At 66.1% G+C, this 17,918-nt stretch carries 19 protein-coding genes and 1 pseudogene; 9 read left to right on the forward strand and 11 right to left on the reverse strand.

Features of this window, described 5'->3' with window-relative positions; genetic code table 11:
• Positions 1 to 27 precede the first annotated feature (27 nt).
• On the forward strand, positions 28 to 714 hold the full coding sequence (locus ABD104_RS07560; RefSeq protein ID WP_279813881.1) for a tetratricopeptide repeat protein: 687 nt from the start codon (positions 28 to 30) through the stop codon (positions 712 to 714).
• A gap of 7 nt (positions 715 to 721) precedes the next feature.
• Here ABD104_RS07560 and dmeF read toward each other — a convergent pair whose 3' ends face one another.
• Positions 722 to 1,699, reverse strand: a complete 978-nt coding sequence (gene dmeF, locus ABD104_RS07565; protein WP_087841776.1) for a CDF family Co(II)/Ni(II) efflux transporter DmeF — start codon at positions 1,697 to 1,699, stop codon at positions 722 to 724.
• A 73-nt stretch (positions 1,700 to 1,772) separates the two neighbouring features.
• On the opposite strand from dmeF, the gene ABD104_RS07570 reads away from it, so the two are divergent.
• The 3 genes and pseudogenes from ABD104_RS07570 to ABD104_RS07580 all read left to right on the forward strand — a co-directional run bounded on the left by ABD104_RS07570 (position 1,773) and on the right by ABD104_RS07580 (position 3,296).
• A complete protein-coding gene (locus tag ABD104_RS07570) occupies positions 1,773 to 2,048 on the forward strand; it encodes a metal/formaldehyde-sensitive transcriptional repressor (protein ID WP_087841777.1) in 276 nt (91 codons plus the stop codon).
• 25 nt (positions 2,049 to 2,073) lie between these two features.
• Positions 2,074 to 2,448: pseudogene (locus ABD104_RS07575) on the forward strand (YkvA family protein); the annotation flags it as partial.
• A gap of 17 nt (positions 2,449 to 2,465) precedes the next feature.
• Positions 2,466 to 3,296 (forward strand): arylamine N-acetyltransferase family protein, encoded by an 831-nt coding sequence (locus tag ABD104_RS07580; RefSeq protein WP_132980418.1) that lies wholly within the window; start codon positions 2,466 to 2,468, stop codon positions 3,294 to 3,296.
• On the opposite strand, the gene ABD104_RS07585 is transcribed toward ABD104_RS07580, so the two are convergent.
• The 4 genes from ABD104_RS07585 to ABD104_RS07600 form a co-directional block, all read right to left on the reverse strand.
• A complete protein-coding gene (locus ABD104_RS07585; protein ID WP_132980417.1) occupies positions 3,267 to 3,944 on the reverse strand; it encodes a DUF4276 family protein in 678 nt (225 codons plus the stop codon). The two genes, ABD104_RS07580 and ABD104_RS07585, sit on opposite strands and share 30 nt — an antisense overlap.
• A gap of 15 nt (positions 3,945 to 3,959) precedes the next feature.
• On the reverse strand, positions 3,960 to 5,390 hold the full coding sequence (locus ABD104_RS07590; RefSeq protein ID WP_132980416.1) for an AAA family ATPase: 1,431 nt from the start codon (positions 5,388 to 5,390) through the stop codon (positions 3,960 to 3,962).
• Positions 5,391 to 5,543: 153 nt separating this feature from the next.
• Positions 5,544 to 5,957 (reverse strand): type II toxin-antitoxin system VapC family toxin, encoded by a 414-nt coding sequence (locus tag ABD104_RS07595; protein ID WP_132980415.1) that lies wholly within the window; start codon positions 5,955 to 5,957, stop codon positions 5,544 to 5,546.
• Between the two features lie 9 nt (positions 5,958 to 5,966).
• The gene (locus ABD104_RS07600) at positions 5,967 to 6,224 is read right to left on the reverse strand and encodes a type II toxin-antitoxin system Phd/YefM family antitoxin (RefSeq protein ID WP_087841819.1); all 258 of its coding nucleotides are present in this window, start codon (positions 6,222 to 6,224) and stop codon (positions 5,967 to 5,969) included.
• A gap of 216 nt (positions 6,225 to 6,440) precedes the next feature.
• Between ABD104_RS07600 and mutS the strand changes: the two genes are divergently transcribed.
• Entirely contained in the window at positions 6,441 to 9,065 is a 2,625-nt protein-coding gene (gene mutS, locus ABD104_RS07605; protein WP_425543318.1) for a DNA mismatch repair protein MutS, read from the forward strand.
• Positions 9,062 to 10,099 (forward strand): hypothetical protein, encoded by a 1,038-nt coding sequence (locus ABD104_RS07610; RefSeq protein ID WP_132980414.1) that lies wholly within the window; start codon positions 9,062 to 9,064, stop codon positions 10,097 to 10,099. Before mutS ends, ABD104_RS07610 begins: the two co-directional genes overlap by 4 nt.
• Before the next feature lie 16 nt (positions 10,100 to 10,115).
• On the opposite strand, the gene ABD104_RS07615 is transcribed toward ABD104_RS07610, so the two are convergent.
• Entirely contained in the window at positions 10,116 to 10,718 is a 603-nt protein-coding gene (locus ABD104_RS07615; protein WP_243724628.1) for an FKBP-type peptidyl-prolyl cis-trans isomerase, read from the reverse strand.
• 79 nt (positions 10,719 to 10,797) lie between these two features.
• Here ABD104_RS07615 and ABD104_RS07620 point away from each other — a divergent pair, with 79 nt between their 5' ends.
• The gene (locus ABD104_RS07620; protein WP_087841782.1) at positions 10,798 to 11,943 is read left to right on the forward strand and encodes a JmjC domain-containing protein; all 1,146 of its coding nucleotides are present in this window, start codon (positions 10,798 to 10,800) and stop codon (positions 11,941 to 11,943) included.
• 22 nt (positions 11,944 to 11,965) lie between these two features.
• Here the strand turns inward: ABD104_RS07620 and ABD104_RS07625 are convergent, their stop codons facing one another.
• The 3 genes from ABD104_RS07625 to ABD104_RS07635 all read right to left on the reverse strand — a co-directional run bounded on the left by ABD104_RS07625 (position 11,966) and on the right by ABD104_RS07635 (position 14,746).
• Positions 11,966 to 12,436, reverse strand: a complete 471-nt coding sequence (locus tag ABD104_RS07625; RefSeq protein WP_343927334.1) for a GlcG/HbpS family heme-binding protein — start codon at positions 12,434 to 12,436, stop codon at positions 11,966 to 11,968.
• A 91-nt stretch (positions 12,437 to 12,527) separates the two neighbouring features.
• On the reverse strand, positions 12,528 to 13,145 hold the full coding sequence (locus ABD104_RS07630) for a response regulator transcription factor (protein WP_132980413.1): 618 nt from the start codon (positions 13,143 to 13,145) through the stop codon (positions 12,528 to 12,530).
• A complete protein-coding gene (locus ABD104_RS07635) occupies positions 13,142 to 14,746 on the reverse strand; it encodes a sensor histidine kinase (RefSeq protein WP_343927335.1) in 1,605 nt (534 codons plus the stop codon). Before ABD104_RS07635 ends, ABD104_RS07630 begins: the two co-directional genes overlap by 4 nt.
• A 138-nt stretch (positions 14,747 to 14,884) precedes the next feature.
• Between ABD104_RS07635 and ABD104_RS07640 the strand changes: the two genes are divergently transcribed.
• Both ABD104_RS07640 and ABD104_RS07645 read left to right on the forward strand, forming a co-directional pair.
• The gene (locus tag ABD104_RS07640; protein ID WP_087841786.1) at positions 14,885 to 15,175 is read left to right on the forward strand and encodes an ArsR/SmtB family transcription factor; all 291 of its coding nucleotides are present in this window, start codon (positions 14,885 to 14,887) and stop codon (positions 15,173 to 15,175) included.
• A gap of 274 nt (positions 15,176 to 15,449) precedes the next feature.
• The gene (locus tag ABD104_RS07645) at positions 15,450 to 15,674 is read left to right on the forward strand and encodes a hypothetical protein (RefSeq protein WP_087841787.1); all 225 of its coding nucleotides are present in this window, start codon (positions 15,450 to 15,452) and stop codon (positions 15,672 to 15,674) included.
• A 106-nt stretch (positions 15,675 to 15,780) separates the two neighbouring features.
• Here the strand turns inward: ABD104_RS07645 and ABD104_RS07650 are convergent, their stop codons facing one another.
• Entirely contained in the window at positions 15,781 to 16,563 is a 783-nt protein-coding gene (locus tag ABD104_RS07650; RefSeq protein ID WP_279813852.1) for an MBL fold metallo-hydrolase, read from the reverse strand.
• Between the two features lie 131 nt (positions 16,564 to 16,694).
• A complete protein-coding gene (gene bamC / locus ABD104_RS07655) occupies positions 16,695 to 17,882 on the reverse strand; it encodes an NlpB/DapX family lipoprotein (protein WP_087841788.1) in 1,188 nt (395 codons plus the stop codon).
• Between the last annotated feature and the right edge of the window lie 36 nt (positions 17,883 to 17,918).

The raw sequence follows: 17,918 nt of genomic DNA on the forward strand, positions 1-17,918 counted from the left end.
ACAGGGCCACGGCCGCGAGAAACGGCCGTGCCCGCGCGCATGGCCGCGTGGCTGGTCCTGGGCGGATGGCTTGCCGTAGCGGCCGGGGGAGACATTCCCGGCGCGCGGCCCGGCGACGATGCCGCGGCGGCATACGAAATGGCACGCCATTACGGTGGCCTGACCGGCGCGGCGCTTGATCGCCAGAAGTCTTTCGGCTACATGAGCAAGGCTGCCGAGCTTGGGCACGGCCCTGCGCAGGTCGATCTTGCCTTCATGTACTACAACGGCAACGACCGCGTACCCAAGGATCTTTCCCAGGCGTTCCGCCTGTTCCGCAAGGCGGCGGCGGGCGGATCGGTGATCGCGCAATGCATGCTGGGCGATTTCTATGGGCAGGGACTGGGAGGCGCTCCGCGGGACGACAAGGAAGCATTCAAGTGGCATCGGTTGGCCGCCTCCGGGAATGACCGCTGCTCCCCCAAGTCCCAGTACGCCCTGTACCAGGCCTATGCGGCGGGCCGGGGAGTCGCCAGGGATACGCGTACAGCGGTCGCCTGGCTGGAACGCGCGGCCCAGGCGGGCAACCCGGTGGCCCAGGCCAGGCTGGGACGGGCCTACCTCGAAGGTGACCTCGTTCCCATCGACCTTGAACAGGGCAAGGCATGGCTGAAGAAATCACGCGAAGGCGTCGCCCCTCACGATGATGAAGAGGAAGGCGCTCACGACCATTAGGGCCTGTTCACGCCAGATTGGCGCCCGCCGGAACGGTCGGCATGCGATTGACCTCCACGGTGACGTGGACCAGTTCCTCGTGGATGGCCAAGGCTTCCCGGAAATAGGAAGGCGTGGCCGGCGTATCGGTCACGATACCCAGGATGCAGGCATACTTGCCCTTGCCGACCCGCCAGACGTGGAGATCCGTGATCGTCGCCTTGAACGGGCAGGCCGCGACCACCTCGCGGATCTCGGCCACGACGGGCGCATCCATTTCCGCATCGAGCAGGACTTTTCCCGAGGCCCGCAGCAGGCCGTACGCCCAGACGGCGACCAGGCCGGCGCCGACGATGCCCATGACCGGATCCAGCCAGGCCGCCCCCCATAGCTTGCCGCCGAACAGCGCGATGATGGCCAGCACCGACGTGGCGGCATCGGCCACGACGTGCAGGTAGGCCGAACGCAGGTTCAGGTCGCTGCCGTGCTCGTGGTCGTGGTCATGCCCATGATGATGGTCATGTCCGTGGCCGTGATCGTGTCCGTGATGCCCGTCCTTCAACAGCCACGCGCAGGCGAGATTGACGAGCAGGCCGACGGCCGCGATGGCGATGGCTTGATCGTAGTGGATCGTCGCGGGGGACATCAGCCGCTGGACGGATTCGTAGAGCATCAGCGCGGCCACGCCGGCCAGGAACAGCGCGCTCGTATAACCGCCCAGCACTTCGATCTTCCAGGTCCCGAACGCAAAGCGTCCGTCGTTCGCGTAGCGCCGTGCCGCGCCGTAGGCCAGCACCGCCAGGCCCAGCGCCAGGGCGTGGGAACTCATGTGCCACCCGTCGGCCAGCAACGCCATCGAATTGAACATGTAGCCGCCCACGATCTCGGCGACCATCATCGCCGCCGTGAGCAGCACCGCCCGGCGGGTGTTGCGTTCGGCCAGGGGATTGCCTTCGTCGAAGACGTGACTGTGGGTCCAATCCTGGGAAATGAGGGATGTCGACATGATGCGGCCCGTTCCGGTGTATCGTGTATATACTATACCCCAGTATAGTTCCAATGAAAGGCGACGGCCATCCATGGCACACACCCTCCACAACCAGAAGCAGCTCCTGACGCGCGTGCGCCGGATCAAGGGACAGGCCGCGGCCCTGGAGACCGCCCTCACCCAGGAAGCCGGCTGCGTGGCGATCCTGCAGCAGATCGCCGCGATACGTGGCGCGGTGAACGGGCTGATGGCCGAGGTGCTGGAAGGGCACATCCGCGAACACCTGGGCCGTGCCGACGTACCCGCCGACGTCCGCGCGGCCGACCTGGAAGAAGTCGTGGCCGCCGTGCGGTCCTACATGAAGTGACGCCTGGACACGCGCCATGATCAAGCGGATGAAGCAGTGGGCCCGGCGCATCAAGCAGGACGTCGTCGCGGTCTGGCTGGCGGCCCGGGATCCCCGCACCCCCTGGATGGCCAAGGTGCTCGCCCTGCTGGTGGCCGCCTATGCGGTCTCCCCCATCGACCTCATTCCCGACTTCATCCCCGTGCTGGGATACCTGGACGACCTCATCATCGTTCCGCTCGGCATCCTGCTGGTGGTGCGCCTCATCCCCGCCGGCCTGATGGCCGAATTCAGGCGGTCGGCCGCGGACATGTCGAGCCGGCCGGTCAGCCGGGTGGCCGCGGCCGTGTTCATCGCGGTTTGGATACTCGCCGCGGCGCTACTCCTGTTAGTCTTCTTCCAGAAGGCGGCATCCGCCTGACTCGACAAGGAGACCCGGTGGGCAATACGTTCGACATCGACGCGTACCTGGCACGGCTCGGATACCAGGGCTCCACGGCCCCTTCCCTCGCGACGCTGGACGCGCTGACCAGCGCCCACTCGCAATCCATTCCGTTCGAGAACCTGGACGTGCTGCTGCGCCGGCCCATCCACCTCGAACCCCAGCGCCTGTACGACAAGCTCGTCACCGCGCGCCGCGGCGGCTATTGCTTCGAGCTGAACGGCCTGTTCCTGGAACTGCTCGCGCAGTTGGGCTTTGCCGCGCGCCCCCTGGCGGCGCGAGTGCGCCTGGGCACGACCGATCGCAGCATCATGGTTCAACGCACGCACCTGACGCTGGCGGTGACCCTGGACGGGCAGGACTGGATCACCGATGTCGGCGTCGGCGCGACCTCGCTCACGCGCGCCCTGCGTCTGGAGGATGGCCTGATCCAGGCCACGTCCCACGACGAGCGGCGCCTGGTGCGCGAGGACGGCAGGTGGTACCACCAGGTGCAGCATGCCGGCCAGTGGGTCGACGTCTTCGAGTTCACCGGCGAGGACATGCCCATGGTCGACCGCGAGGTGGCGAACTGGTACACCAGCACGCATCCCGCTTCGCACTTCCTGCAAGGACTCACAGCGGCGCGTGTACTGCCCAAGGGTCGCCGGGTGACCTTGTCCGGCAAGGTCCTGAAATTCCGCGCGGCCGACGGCCATGCCCGGGAACAGGAACTGGACGGCCCGCAGGCGCTCCAGGCGGCGCTGCGTGAACATTTCGGGATCGATCTGCCCATCGACATGCTGAGGAAGATCCCGCTACCTCTGACTCCTATTGCGCTGCTCTGATAGGCCCAGAGTAGCTTCATGCGCTTGTCCTGAGATCGCACTGAAGTTGGTACGAAAAAATTCTTTGACTTGGTCTTCAGCAAACTGGAAAGACGCAAGTTGACGCAGCATGCCTGGATCGAAAATCTCCGCCACGCGATGCCGTGCGGCTTCCGGACTGAACCGTCGCCGATGCCTTCCCGTCACTTCGGCTGCGGTCGCCAGCGATTCGAACAGTTTGCCCTTAGGGTCTGCAAGCTCTTCCACGGCAACGGCCTTGGGGAGTTTGAGTGGGATACGTCCATCGGGATTGCCTGCTGCTGAACGGATCGCTAATTCGTCCAGCAGCAGCCAACTTTCGGTCATACGCACAGGCACAAGGCAGATATGCGGAAAGTGGGATGCAGACTCGGCCAGCGCTGTCCGGATTTCTTGAACGCGTTGCTCAAGGGGCTCGCGCTCTGCATCTCTGTGAATAAACAGCAAATCGCATGGGAAAAGCTCTATTACCCGAGGAATCCTGAATTTGAGCGCGCCTGAATGAAGACCTTCGGCGAATAGCGTTCGATGGGGAAGCGGGCTCCATGCATCCAAGAGAAACTGGACAATGGGTAGCAGAGTCCGATCCGATGTTCCATCGGTGAGTAGAGTAACTGTCAGAGTTTTCATACACGGACCACCCGATCAGGCACTTTGAAAAAGATCTGGCGTCTCAATCGGCAAATGGTCCACAACGTGTTTCGGACCATTGCTCTTCGACCTCATCCTCATGCCAGAGAGGTAGGCGTGCAACTCGCCCCGTGTGATGAATCCCGCATCGGACGCGCCCGGTGCACGAGCGCGCCAAGTTCCACCAATCGGTTTGAAGTTTGCGAACGAGGCCCCGCGCAGGCGCAAAGACTCCGCAAACAGCAATTCGTCGTCTAAAAGCTCGGCCACAACCAGTGGCGAATGGGTATTGATGATGACCTGCCGCAGCGAATGCTGAACGGCAAACTCTTCTCCCTGCAGGTCGGCATCAGAAAGCTCCTTGACCAGGCGAAGCATCTCTGGAATGCGCAAAGGATGGATGCCGTTCTCAGGCTCTTCCAGGCATACCAGTCCTTTGGCATCTGGATCACTGGCAAGCACTGCAAGCGCAAGGAACCGAAGCGTGCCGTCCGACAATGAACTCGCGGAATACGGACGACCATCACTCATCTTCACCGACAGTGTGCGCTGTTGCCGCGTCTCGTCGGTATCTACGTCCAAGGCTGTTACGCCGGGAATCAGATCGGCCAATCTGTTTGCGATGTCGCTGTACCCGCCCAGACGGAACAACGTATTGGGCATATGCTCACCCGTAGAGGAAAGCGATGCTTCGCCAAATACATCGTCCGGCGCGCGCAACGCCGAAGGCTCCAATTGCAGCATGCGCCACGACTGCATTTCCCGGCGGGCAGCCAAAGCTGTCGGGTGCGACGACAAATTAACGCCGGAAAGAATGGTTTGCGGGCTTTTGCGGGCGGAAATCTTCTGAGGCTGCCCACCACCACGGTCGCTGCGCAGCAAAATCGTGGTGTCCGCATCCTTGCTGTCTGTTTCGATGAATGGAGACGTACGCGCCCCGGGCCCAAAGATCAGTTTTCTATTCTTGGCCAGATCAGCACCAGCATTGAAAGAAAGAAATTTTTGCGCTTCGCTGGATGGCTTCGCACGCAGCTCTTCGTGTTCGATGTAGATCGGATCCTTGGAGGAGCCAGATGGAGCTTCGGTATTGAGTCGAAGTACCAATGAGTACTCCAGCAGCGTTGCCGTAGGCTTCACACTGCGGTCGAAATCATCGACAACCTCATTGGGAACAATCATTTCCGCAAGAAATTCCATCCGAAGCTCTTTCTTCCCCTTTTCATGGAAGAACAGAGACCCGAACTCTGACGCCCGACCATGCGTGCCGCGCACATTGCTGCATGCCTTGAGAATCGGCATGGACGCCAAATCGCACAAGAAAGTAATCGCATCGAACAGATTCGATTTCCCGACGCCATTGGCACCGGCAATGCATGTGAACAGACCAAACTGGACGTCGATATCCCGCAGGTTCTTGAACCCGACGACCTTTAAACGAGTCAACATGATGTTCCTTGGACAATTTGCAGGCGCTGCTCTGGCTGAAGCCACCCAAGTAATCCGTGACAGCTTCTAACTAAGTGACCCACACTCGAAAGATTTTACCTCCTGCTAAGTACGGAGAAGCGAACTTCGGCAGCATCGCAGACGAGTTGTCGATCACCCCGCCTTCGCCTCGAACGGATTAAAGACCTCCACCCCAAAGGGAGCGAAATCGCCGGCGTTGCGTGTCACCACTACCAGTTGGTGCTGCTGCGCGGTGGCAGCAATCATCGCATCCTCATACAGCGTGTCGGAGCGCCGGTGCATCAGTCGCGCCCAGCGCCTGAAGGTTTCCGCATCCATGGGCAGGACGTTGTACGAGGCAGCCACCAGATCGGCCCAGCGAGCGATTTCGTCGGCCTTGTCCGGATCCTGGTCGCGCGTCAGTTCGATGCCGGCGTCAATCTCTCCCAACGTGACCGCAGACAGATAAAGGTCGCCATCGGCAATGGACCGGAGCCAGGCGACGACGGCGCCATGCGGGCGCGGCCGTCGCAATTCGGAAATGACGTTAGTGTCCAGCAGATACATGCGGCGCGCTCAGCGAATAGGCGCAATGCGTCGGCGCCGTGCCGCCCCACGTGGCGGCACGAGGCACTCCGTACGTGCGGTATCCGAAAGCAGCAGTTCCTTCAACGACGGCTTGGCCGCTGCACGCAGGCGTTTCCATTCGGCGGCGGGGACGAGCACCGCGGCTTCGGCTCCACGCTTGGTCACCATCTGCGGTCCCTCCGAGAGACACGCCTCAAGAAACTCGCTGAAGCGCGCCTTTGCGTCCTGTATGGCCCAGCTTTTCATGATGCAGCACCCCATAAAAGACTAGTCATCTGACTAGTTTACAACTTGACTCCATCTCCTACAATCGATCCGTGGCAATCTGTCTCATACTCGCTGGTAGTCGACAGCCCTCACTACAATGCCATATTTGGCAGGACAGCACTCCGCTTTCCAGTAGAACCTGGTCAAAGTTGTCCATTGCTCTCATCCAGCGCCTCACGAACTTATTGATTTTTAATGAAAGAATCGGATACCAGCGCACACACCCCCATGATGCAGCAGTATCTCCGCCTGAAGGCCGAAGCCGGCCCTCTGCTGCTGTTCTACCGCATGGGCGATTTCTACGAGCTGTTCTACGACGACGCGGAAAAGGCCTCGCGTCTGTTGAACCTGACGCTCACCACCCGCGGCGCCTCCAATGGCGTGCCCATACGGATGGCGGGCGTGCCGTTCCATGCCGTCGAACAATACCTGGGCAGGCTGGTCAAGCTGGGCGAATCGGTCGCGATCTGCGAGCAGATCGGCGATCCCGCCACGTCCAAGGGACCGGTGGAACGCCGGATCGTCCGCATCGTGACGCCCGGCACGCTGACCGACGAGGCCCTGCTTCCGGCCAAGGCCGACCGCGCCGTCGCCGCGGTCCAGCCGGGCAACGGCAAGACCGGCCGCGTGGGCATCGCCTGGCTGAACCTGGCCAGCGGTGAATTCCGATTGACCGAATGCGCGCCCACCCTGCTGGCGAGCGAGCTGCACCGCATCGCGCCGGCGGAAGTGATCCTGGCAGAAGGCCAGCCGCTGCCGGTCGATTTCAGCGCCCCCATCAGCCCGGTTCCGGTCTGGCACTTCGAAACCAGCGGTGCCCGCCAGCAATTGCTGAACCACTTCGGCACGGACTCGCTGGCCGGATTCGACGTCGAGGACATGCCCGAGGCGATCTGCGCGGCCGGCGCGCTGTTGCGCTATGTCTCGAACACGCAGTCCCAGGCGCTGGCGCACGTGCAGCAGCTGACCGCCGATCGCGCCAGCCAGTACGTGCTGCTCGATCCCGTCACCCGCCGCAACCTGGAGTTGACCGAAACCCTGCGCGGCGAAGAGTCCCCCACGCTGTTCTCGGTGCTGGACCACTGCCAGACGCCCATGGGCAGCCGGCTGCTGCGCCGCTGGCTGCACCACCCGCTGCGCGACAACGCCCCTGCGGCGGCCCGCCTGCGCGCCATCGAGACCTTGCTCGATGGCGGCGATCCGCGCCTGCTGCAGGACGCGCTGGCGCCGCTTCCCGATGTGGAGCGCATCTCCGCGCGGGTGGCCCTGCGCTCGGTGCGGCCGCGGGAGCTGGCCAGCCTGCGCGATGCGCTGGCGCTGCTGCCTGGGCTGCACGCCATGGTACTGCGCCTGGCCGGCGAAGGCTCGATGCTGTCGGCCGATCCCCAGGCGCGGCTGCCCGAACTGGCAGCCCAGCTCGCGCCCGATCCCGCCATCGGCGAGCTGCTGGCGCGCGCCATCGCCGCCGAACCGGGCGTCAATGTGCGCGACGGCGGCGTGCTCGCCGCAGGCTTCGATGCCGAGCTCGACGAACTGCGCGCGCTGGAATCGCACAGCGGCGACTTCCTGGTGCAATTGGAGAAACGCGAGCGGGAACGCACGGGCATCGCCAACCTGCGCGTGGAGTTCAACCGGGTGCACGGTTTTTTCATCGAGGTCACGCGCGGCCAGACCGACAAGGTCCCAGACGACTACCGCCGCCGCCAGACGCTCAAGAACGCCGAACGCTACATCACTCCCGAACTCAAGACCTGGGAAGACAAGATCCTGTCCGCCCAGGACCGCGCGCTGGCGCGCGAGAAATGGCTGTACGAGCAATTGCTGGACACGCTGGCGCCGCACGTGCGCGCGCTGACGCGAACGGCCGCGGCGCTGGCCGAGATCGACGTGCTGGCCGCCCTCGCCTTCCATGCCCGCAACAACGACTGGGTCGCGCCCGAGCTGCTGGATACGGCCGAGATCCATATCGAACAGGGCCGCCATCCGGTCGTGGAACGGGTCATCGAGCGCTTCACGCCCAACGATTGCCGGCTGGCGCAGACCCGGCGCATGCTGCTGATCACCGGTCCCAACATGGGCGGTAAATCGACCTACATGCGGCAGACCGCGCTGATCGTGCTGCTGGCGCGCATCGGCAGCTTCGTGCCGGCGCGGGCTGCGCGCATCGGCCGCATCGATCGCATCTTCACCCGCATCGGCGCCGCCGACGACCTGGCGGGCGGACGCTCCACCTTCATGATGGAGATGATCGAGGCCGCCGCCATCCTGGCATCCAGCACGTCCGACAGCCTGGTGCTGATGGACGAGATCGGCCGCGGCACCTCGACCTACGACGGCCTTGCGCTGGCCTGGGCGATCGCCTTCCAGCTCGTATCGCAGAATCGCGCGCTGACCCTGTTCGCCACGCACTATTTCGAACTGACGCGCCTGCCATCGGTACGCCCCGAGGTCGCCAACGTCCACCTGGCCGCGGCGGAGTCGCACAAGGGAATCGTGTTCCTGCACGAGGTGCGCGAAGGCCCCGCCAGCCGCAGCTACGGTATCCAGGTCGCGCAGCGCGCGGGTATTCCCGCCGCGGTCGTGCGCATGGCGCGGCGCGAGCTGGAGAAGCTGGAGACGCAGGGAGCCCAGGTCCCGCAGATGGCGCTGTTCGCGCCGCCGCAAGACGAGGCGGCCCAGGCGCAGGAAATGGAGCAGGCACGGGATCACGCCATGGAGGCCGTGCGGGACGCACTCGATGGCATCGACCCGGACCGCCTCAGCCCGCGCGAGGCGCTGGATGAACTCTACCGGCTCAAGAGCCTGGCCCAGCCGCAATGACCGCCACGCCGCCACGCCCGCTTTCCTGGCCCCGCCTTCTGCTGGCGGCGGCACTGGCGTGCGCGTCCATGGCGCCGGCGGCGGCCGCCACCAACGCCGAATCGGGCTATGCGGCCCGCCATGGTTTTGCCTTCGCCCTGCTGGGCGGGGTGCCCGCGCATGACGGCGAGGAAGCGGCCGTTGCCCAGGCGCTGGCGCAGTTCGGCACCGAGACCGACCTGGCCATCCATACCGGCAACATCAAGGGCCGCGACGAGCGCTGCGACGACAAGACCTATGCCCGCCGGCACGCGCTGCTGGACGGCAGTCCCGTCCCGCTGGTGCTGGTTCCGGGCGAAAACGACTGGGCCGAGTGCGACCGCCCCGCCGCCGGGCAGTTCGGGCCCGTCGAACGCCTGAACCGGCTGCGCGAGCTGTTTTTCGATCCGGACGATTCGCTGGGCATGCTCAAGCTGGACCTGCAGCGCCAGAGCGAGACCGCCCGCTTCCGCGGCTATCCCGAGAACGCGCGCTGGGAATACGGAGACGTACTGTTCGTCACGCTGAACATCCCGGGCAACCAGAACAATTACCGCACGGGAGCCGGGCGCAACGGCGAATACGAGGAAAGGATCCAGGCCGATGCCTCGTGGCTGCGGCAGGCCTTCGCCGCCGCCACGCGGCTCAAGGCGCGCGGCCTGGTCCTGGCCTTTTCCGCCGACCCGCATTTCGAGGGCCGGCACACCGTGGCCGGCGGCGTGGATCCCTACGCCACGCTCAAGACCGACCTGGCCCGGCTGGCCTCCAAATATGCCGGCCAGGTCCTGGTCGTGCACGGCGGCGGCACGTCGCCCGACCGGCATCGGCCCGGCCATGCCCTGGCGGATCACCCGGTCAAGTTCAACGGCAAGACCCTGCAGAACGTCGCGCGCGTCGCGATGCCGGCCGCCCCCGGGCCCGCTCATTGGCTCAAGGTGAGCGTGGAGCCGGGCAACCGGGATGTCTTCCGGATAGAAAACGCCAACACGGTGCTGCGCCCCCCGCAGCCCCGCTAACGCCGGACGCGGCGGCTCAATGCAGGGTGCCGGGATTGCGGCGGGCCTCGATCAGCGCGTCCAGGACATCGTCGCTCTCGTCCTCGCTGTCGGCGTACCCTTGCTCGATCTCCTCCTGGTCGGCCGGGCGGACCTCCAGCAGCTTGATCCGTACGCGCAGCGCCATGCCCGCGTAGGGATGGTTGGCGTCGAGCACCACCTTGTCGTCGGTCAGGTCCGTGACGGAGAAGATCAGCGCGTTCTCGTCGCCCTCGCCGTCGTCGGGCTCGACCTCGGTTTCCTCGTCGTCCCCGGTATCGCCAGGCACGCCTTCGAACTGCATGCCCACCTCGATCGGCTCCGGAAAGCGCGAACGCGGTTCGACCCGCAGCAGTTCCGGGTCGTAGTCGCCGAACGCGTCGCTCGGCTCGAGGTGGAAAGTCTGCTCGAAACCGGCGGTCTTGCCCTCCAGGCCGTCGTCCAGGCGGGGCAGCAGGCTGTCGAGCCCGCGATAGAGGAAGCTCACGGGGCCACCGCTGTCATCGAGCGCTTCCCCGTCCGTGCTCATGATCCAGAACTCGACCGTGACGACGGTATTCTCGCCGACGGCCAGGGACGGATCGCTGTTGGAAGCGGTCATAATCTTGGTTTCCCGTATACGTTGGATGGCCTTTCATTCTACAGGCTGGCCCCGCCCCTCCCGGACGCAAAGCATTCCCATGACACCCGACCTTCCCACCCGCCTCCTGGGCGGCCTCTCGCCATCCCGGTTCATGCAGCGCCACTGGCAGCGCAAGCCGCTGTTGATACGCGGCGCCTTCGAGAATTTCCGGCCGCCGCTCTCCATCGCCCAGGTCAAGCGGCTGGCCCGCCGCGACGACGTCGAATCCCGGCTGGTGTGGCGCGAGCAAGGCGCGTGGCAGATGGAGCACGGCCCGTTCGGGCGGCTGCCCTCCGCGCGCGAACCGGAATGGACGCTGCTGGTCCAGGGCGTGAACCTGCACGACGACGCGGCGGCCAACCTGATGGCGCAGTTCCGCTTCATTCCCGATGCGCGGCTGGACGACGTGATGATCAGCGTCGCCACCGACCGCGGCGGCGTCGGTCCGCACTTCGACAGCTACGACGTGTTCCTGCTGCAGGCCAGCGGACGCCGGCGCTGGCGCATCGGCCGCCAGCGCGACCTGGAGCTGGATCCGGACGCGCCGCTCAAGGTGCTGCGCCGTTTCGAGCCCACCGAGGAGTTCGTGCTGGAAGCGGGCGACATGCTGTACCTGCCGCCCGCCTACGCCCACGACGGCATCGCCGAAGGCGACGACTGCATGACGATTTCCATCGGTTTCCGCTCGCCGTCGCTGGCCGAACTGGCGCGCGGCATGCTGGAGTTCGCGTCCGAATCTCTGACCGAGCGCCTGCCGTCGGCGCTGCGGGGTCACTACAAGGACGCCGGCCAGCCCGCGGCAAGGCAGCCCGCGGCCCTGCCCGAGGCCATGGTCGAGGCCGCGCTGGCCGCCGTATCGGCGGTGAAGTTCGACGCCGCGCTGGCCGCACGCTACCTGGGCCGCTGGTTGACCGAGCCCAAGCCGGAGGTCGTGTTCGATGCTCCCGACCCCGCGACGCTGCCCGACCTGGAAGCGGACTGGCCGTCATCGGGCGAGCTGGTGCTGGATCGCCGCACGCTGATGATCCACCGGGGACGGATGCTGTTCATCAACGGCGAAAAGGCCGAGGTCGATGCGACCCCGGCCCTTCGTGGACTGGCGGACCTGCGCCGCCTGGCGTGCGTCTCGGCGAAGCCGGACGACGGCGAACGCGCGGCCCTGCAGGAGTGGCTGGAAGCGGGTTGGCTTCGCTACGACTCCTGAAGCCAGGGCCCGCCAATCTTGCCTACTTGCGCGCGGCCAGCGCGACGTTGATGCATTCCTCGTCCAGGTTGCCGCCCGGCGCGCCGCCGACGCCGATCGCGCCGATGGTGTCGTTGCCGACCTTGATGGGCACGCCGCCCGCCAGGATCAGGAAGTCGTTGATCGCCACCATTTGGCGCGCGCCGGGGTTGTTCTCGATCGCATTGGCCAGCGCCGAGGTGGGAGCGCGCATCGTCAGCGAGGTATAGGCCTTGCGGCGCGAGGCATCGGCGGTGTGCGGGCCGGACAGGTCGGACCGCAGCATGGCCAGCACGTTGCCGCCGCGATCGACCACGGTGGCGGCGACCTGGTAGTTCTTGGCCGCGCAGGCTTGCACGGCGGCCTGGGCCAGCTCGGTGGCCTGGGACAGCGTCAGCGACGCGGGCGTTTGCGCGTAGGCGCTGGAACCGGCGCAGGCCGCCAGGACGAACAGGGTCTTGAGCAGACGGGACATCGTTTTTTCCTCCTGTGGAATCGACACCCGCAGTGTGCCGGCGCGCAGGCCGGCCGCCCATCGTGCCCGCTACGCACCGGCATCCGTAGCCCTACGGATGCCCTCCCGGTCCCGGCTCCTGGCTGGCCTGCGCCAGGCGGGCGAACTCGACCACCGACGTACTGCCTATCTTCTCGGAGATATGGGCGCGATGGGTCTCCACCGTGCGCGGAGACAGCTCCAGCGCCGCGGCGATCTCCTTGGTGGCATAGCCCTGCGCCACCAGAGCCAGGACCTGGCGCTCGCGCTCGGTCAGGCGCGCGAGCAAGGCGCGCTGCTCGTCCTGCTCGCGATAGCGGGCCAGCGCGGCAAAGGCGGCGTTGATCGCCTCCATCAGCACGTGCTCGTCCACCGGCTTGCTCAGGAAATCCACCGCCCCCGCCTTGAAGGCTCGCCGGCATGCCTGCATGTCGCCATGGCCGGTCAGCAGGACGATGGGCCAGCCGCAACCCGACTCCTGGAGCTTCTGCTGCAGTTGCAGGCCCGTGATGGCCGGCATGCGCAAGTCCAGCACGATGCAGCCCGGCTCCAGCTCCGGCTGGCGGGACAAGAAATCCAGCGGATGGGCGAAGGTCTCCACGCGCAGGCCATACGTGGACAGCAACAGCGCCACCGCGTCGCGCACGGCGCGGTCGTCGTCGACCAGATAGACGGGGGGTTGGGAGGTCACGCCGTGGGCTCCTGTGGGGTTCGCCGGTCCCTGGCCAGCGGCAGCAGCACGGTGAACCGGGCACCGCCCTGGGGCCGGTTGGCCGCCGAGATGCTGCCGTCGAAATGGTGGACGATGCTCTCGCAAATGGCCAGGCCCAGCCCCATGCCGTCCGCCTTGTCGGAACGGAAGGGCTCGAAGACGTGCGGCAGCATGTCCGGCGCCACGCCCGGGCCGTCGTCGCTGACCACGATGCGGGCCATGCCCTCGCTCTCGTCGAGGCTCAGCACGATGCGCCGCCTTTCCAGCGGAACCACGGCCAGCGCATCGGCGGCGTTGCGGATCAGGTTGTACATGACCTGCCCCGCCTGCACCCGGTCCACCCACGCGACGGGCGCCGGCTGGGTCGCCTGCGTTTCAAGCCGCACGCCGCGGGCCGACAGGTCCGCTCCCATCAGCGCCACCATGTCGGCCGCCACCTCGCCCAGGTCGCAAGCCTGCGCCGCCGGCGGGTGGGCGCCGACGTAAGCGCGCATGCGGGCCAGGATGTCCGCGGCCCGGCGGGCCTGCTGCACGTTGGCTTCCAGCACGCGGCGCATGGCGTCCGGCTCCGTACCGGGCAGGCCGGCAAGGCGCAGCGCGGCCTGGCTCTGGCTGAGCAGCGCGGTCAGCGGCTGGTTCAGCTCGTGCGCGATTCCCGAGGCCATTTCTCCCATCGCATTGACGCTCGCCGCGTGCGCCAGGGTGGCTTCCTGCTTGCTCAGCCGACCGGCCTGGCGGGCCCGCTCGGCATCGCCCCGTGCCTGCACGGCACGGAGCCGCTGCACGGCCAGCAAGGCCGCCAGCGCCAGCAGCGCCAGGGACACCAGGACCAACAGGGCCAGCGGCCGGCCCAGTGCCAGGTCGCCCCACCCCGGATGGCGGGACAGCCGCAGCATGATGGGCTGGCCGGCGTTTTCCAGCATGCGTACCGCCGCCATGGCGGGCGGATGCAGCCCCTTCCGTGGCGGGGCCGCGCCATGGTCGATCCCGGCCGCCGCCCCGTCCAGGCGCAGGGCCAGCCGCGTCCCCATGGGCAATTCATCGGCCGCGACCAGCTCGGCCAGGTCTACGGTCAGCACCAGCGCCAGTTGACCCGCCGCGGGGGGCAATCGCTTGACCAGCAGATAGCGGGGCTGGCCCGGCTCCGGCACCGTGCTGACCGGCCGCCCCGGCTGGGCCGCGGCGATCACCGCGCCCAGGCGTTGCGGCTCCAGGGGCGGGAGGCCCGACCGGCGGCTGGACACCAGCGTGCGCCAGCCAGCCTGGGACGACGGTTGTTCCCAACCGATCAGGTCCACTCCTTCGATGCGTGGATAGAAAGCGCGGATGGCGCCCGCCACCTGCCTGATCTCCTCGAGCAGGATACGGTCCGATCGCTGCGCCAGCGCCGCCATGCTGGTCAGGTGGGCGTCGTGCTGCGCGATACGCTGCGACACGAGCCCGGCCACGGCGTCGGCCGCGCCGTCCAGGTCCGCGCGCAACCGGTCCAGCGCCTGGCGATACAGCACGACGGCTCCGGCCAGCACCAGCACCAGCCAGGCCCCCGCCAGGACCACGGCCATCGCGGATTGACGTTTCATCATGGGTGCAGATAGTACTTGCAGGCGCCCCGCCACGCTCGCCTCCCGCTCGGAATCCCCATGCCGGCAGGCATATCGGAGACTGGCGATCTATAATTCGATCCATGGCGATATTCTTCGCCCATTCAGTCTTCCGCCATGGATCTCGACGCCACCATCAAGGCGCTGGCGCATCCGGTGCGACGCGACATTCTGCAGTGGCTCAAGGAGCCCGAACGCCATTTCGCGGGGCAGGAACACCCGCTCGAAGTCGGCGTCTGCGCCGGAATGTTCGAACGTTGCGGCCTGTCCCAGTCGACCGTTTCCGCCCACCTGGCCACCCTGCAGCGCGCCGGTCTCGTCACGACCCGGCGCATCGGGCAATGGGTGTTCTACAAGCGCAATGAAGAAGCCATCGCCACGCTGCTCGATCAGTTGCGCAAGCTCTGACTGCGCGGGAAATTCCCGGCGCGGCGGGTCGAAATGTTGCGTCAAAAACCACAAACCGAAACCCTTGCGCACATTATTGACCAATCGGATACACAAATTGCTTACGCAAATCTTACTTCCAGCTTCCACCATGGAAAATACCTAGAGACGCTGATAGAATTTACCCGTGCTCGAATAACGGCAGACACAGCAGCCCTTGTTTGGGTAATAACGGGAAATAGCGCTATTTCTGGTTTGTGTGTATTACGACTGACACCTCAAAGGAAAAGAGATCATGAAGAAGACCCTGCTCCTGGCCTCGCTGCTGGCAATCGCTCTGTCGGCTTGCGGCAAGAAGGAAGAAACCGCTCCGGCCCCCGCCGAGTCGACCCCTCCCGCCGCCACCACCCCGGCTGAGCCCGCCCCCGCCCCGGCCGAACCCGCTGCTCCGGCTCCCGCCGAGCCCGCCGCTCCGGCCGACCAGGCCCCTGCCGCCCCGGCTCCCGCCCAGCAGCAGTAAGTCGAATGCGGAAACGCGGCCGGCCCCGCCGGCTCCGGGTTCCTGCCAATCGACGGCCGCATGCGCGGCCAAGAAAAAGCCCGTAGTTATGAACTGCGGGCTTTTCTCATTGACTCAGCGTCACCCAATCGAACCCGGTGTCCTGGTCCGCCACGCCGATCTCCTGGGGCTGCCAACCCAATATCGGCGCAAGCGCCGAGCGCGCCAGTTCCGGCACATTGTTTTTCTTGCTCAGATGCGCCGCGTGCAGGAACTTCAGGCGCGACCGGTCCATCACGCGCAGGATGTCGGCCGCCGCCGCATTCGACAGGTGGCCGTAGCGGCCGGCTATCCGGTATTTCAGCGAAACGGGGTAATCGCTGCGCGCCAGCATGTCCGGGCAATGATTGCATTCCAGCACCAAGGCATCGCAGCCGGACAGCGTCCGGTGAACGTGCGGCGTGCCCTCGCCCAGGTCCGTCAGCACGCCCAGCCGCCACTGGCCGTCGTCCAGCACATACTGCACCGGCTCGCGGGCGTCGTGGGGCACCGGAAACGGCTGCACGCGCAAGCCGCCGATGGCAAAGGCGGTGTGGCTGTCGCAGCAGACGGCGGTCATGCCTTCGGGGATGCGGGCGGCAACGGCCGCACGCGTGCCCGTGGTCAGATGCACCGGAATGCCATGGCGGCGGGCCAGGCGGAACACGCCGCCGATGTGGTCGCCATGCTCGTGCGTCACCAGGATGCCGTTCAGGGATGAAGGCTCGATGCCACGGCCGAGCAGGCGCCTTTCGACCTCCCTCAACCCGAACCCGCAATCGATCATGACGCGGGTCACCGACAGCCCTTCCCTGGCCTCGACGACGAGGGCATTGCCCTCGCTGCCGCTGCCAAGACTCGTATAGCGCATGAAGCCCACCTAGGAAATCCACCCCCGGGCGGCCTGCGACCGCTCCCCCTCCAGGGGGCGGCGCTGGCGGACCGGCAAAGCCGGATCCGCGGCGCCCTGGATCAGACGGGACTCATGGCCGACCCCAACCATTACTTCAGCTGGTTGGACAGGACGTTCAGGATACGCCGGCCGGTGGCGGTGTTCTCGGGCGCCCCCTGCGCGTTCAGCACGGTGACCTGGGTACGGTCATTGGAGGTGACCAGTTTCACGCGGTACTGCGGACGGGTCTCGGGCTTGTCGCTGCCGCGTCCGAACAGGCGGCCGAAGAAGCCCGGCTTGCTGTCGGTGCTGGCCGCGTCGGTATCGACGTAGCGGACGTAGTAGACACCCTCGGCGCGGTTGCGGTCCTCGACGGTGAAGCCGCCACGGTCCAGGGCCAGGCCCACGCGGCGCCAGGCACGATCGAACGGCTCGGCGATCTGCAGGGCACCGGTGTCGCCCGAGCCGGTCACCAGTTGCGGCGCCGCGCCGGTGGCCACGGGCGCCGCATTGGTCACGGCCGCCTTGGCACGGTCGAAATCGGCGCCCAGGCGGACCATCAGGCGGCTCAGCATTTCTGCTTCCAGGCCCGGGTCGTTGGGACGCGAGGTCCAGGTGGTCTGGCTCTTCTCCGCGCCGGTCAGCACCTCGACCGCGCCGCGATGGCTGATGTAGATCTCGGTGCTGTTGCCCACGCGCTCGAGGCGGGTGCGGAACATGTCGCGTTCGCCGGTGGACCACAGCGAATCGAAGACCTTGCCGATGGTGTTGCGGATGAAGTCCTGCGGGATCTTCGCCCTGTTCTCGGCCCAATCGGTTTCCATCACGCCGGCCTGGGGCAGGTCTTCGCGCATCAGGAAGCCCAGGTCCTGCCAGAACTGGCGCACGACCGGATAGAGCTGCTCGGGCGAGCGATCGACGACCACCAGCCAGCGCTGGTCGCCATCGCGTTCCACGCGCATGTCCGAACGCTCGGGCAGCACGTTGCTGGCGGCCGGCTGCCGGGTTTCAGGCTGGGCCGTGGAGTAGCTGGAGAAGGTCGTGGTCGAGGGCGCCGGCGGCGTCGACCCGGAAGAGGTCTGGGAGGGGATCTGGAACCGGTTGTCGGTGGGAAGCTGCGTCAGGTCGGGAGGCACTTCCAGCTTGGCCGAGGGCGGCTTGGATGCGCTCTTGTAGTCGATGGACTCTTCCTTGCCCAGCAACTGGTTGACGCTGCTGCAACCCGCGAACAGCACGGACAGGGAAATCAGCGCCGGCAGGACCGCCACGCGCGGCAAACTCGTACGAACTGCATTCATTGATGGGTAACTCCTGAAGCCACCGCCGGCCCATGC

Origin of the sequence: Pigmentiphaga daeguensis, assembly GCF_039523035.1 — a bacterium.
GTDB lineage: Bacteria > Pseudomonadota > Gammaproteobacteria > Burkholderiales > Burkholderiaceae_B > Pigmentiphaga > Pigmentiphaga daeguensis.

Excerpts from the sequence above, each read along its gene's own strand:
- dmeF (WP_087841776.1), bottom strand. The coding sequence starts at position 1,699 with ATGTCGACATCCCTCATTTCCCAGGATTGGACCCACAGTCACGTCTTC.
- ABD104_RS07570 (WP_087841777.1), top strand. The coding sequence starts at position 1,773 with ATGGCACACACCCTCCACAACCAGAAGCAGCTCCTGACGCGCGTGCGC.
- ABD104_RS07585 (WP_132980417.1), bottom strand. The coding sequence starts at position 3,944 with ATGAAAACTCTGACAGTTACTCTACTCACCGATGGAACATCGGATCGG.
- ABD104_RS07590 (WP_132980416.1), bottom strand. The coding sequence starts at position 5,390 with ATGTTGACTCGTTTAAAGGTCGTCGGGTTCAAGAACCTGCGGGATATC.
- ABD104_RS07595 (WP_132980415.1), bottom strand. The coding sequence starts at position 5,957 with ATGTATCTGCTGGACACTAACGTCATTTCCGAATTGCGACGGCCGCGC.
- ABD104_RS07600 (WP_087841819.1), bottom strand. The coding sequence starts at position 6,224 with ATGAAAAGCTGGGCCATACAGGACGCAAAGGCGCGCTTCAGCGAGTTT.
- mutS (WP_425543318.1), top strand. The coding sequence starts at position 6,441 with ATGAAAGAATCGGATACCAGCGCACACACCCCCATGATGCAGCAGTAT.
- ABD104_RS07610 (WP_132980414.1), top strand. The coding sequence starts at position 9,062 with ATGACCGCCACGCCGCCACGCCCGCTTTCCTGGCCCCGCCTTCTGCTG.
- ABD104_RS07615 (WP_243724628.1), bottom strand. The coding sequence starts at position 10,718 with ATGACCGCTTCCAACAGCGATCCGTCCCTGGCCGTCGGCGAGAATACC.
- ABD104_RS07620 (WP_087841782.1), top strand. The coding sequence starts at position 10,798 with ATGACACCCGACCTTCCCACCCGCCTCCTGGGCGGCCTCTCGCCATCC.
- ABD104_RS07625 (WP_343927334.1), bottom strand. The coding sequence starts at position 12,436 with ATGTCCCGTCTGCTCAAGACCCTGTTCGTCCTGGCGGCCTGCGCCGGT.
- ABD104_RS07635 (WP_343927335.1), bottom strand. The coding sequence starts at position 14,746 with ATGAAACGTCAATCCGCGATGGCCGTGGTCCTGGCGGGGGCCTGGCTG.
- ABD104_RS07640 (WP_087841786.1), top strand. The coding sequence starts at position 14,885 with ATGGATCTCGACGCCACCATCAAGGCGCTGGCGCATCCGGTGCGACGC.
- ABD104_RS07645 (WP_087841787.1), top strand. The coding sequence starts at position 15,450 with ATGAAGAAGACCCTGCTCCTGGCCTCGCTGCTGGCAATCGCTCTGTCG.
- ABD104_RS07650 (WP_279813852.1), bottom strand. The coding sequence starts at position 16,563 with ATGCGCTATACGAGTCTTGGCAGCGGCAGCGAGGGCAATGCCCTCGTC.
- bamC (WP_087841788.1), bottom strand. The coding sequence starts at position 17,882 with ATGAATGCAGTTCGTACGAGTTTGCCGCGCGTGGCGGTCCTGCCGGCG.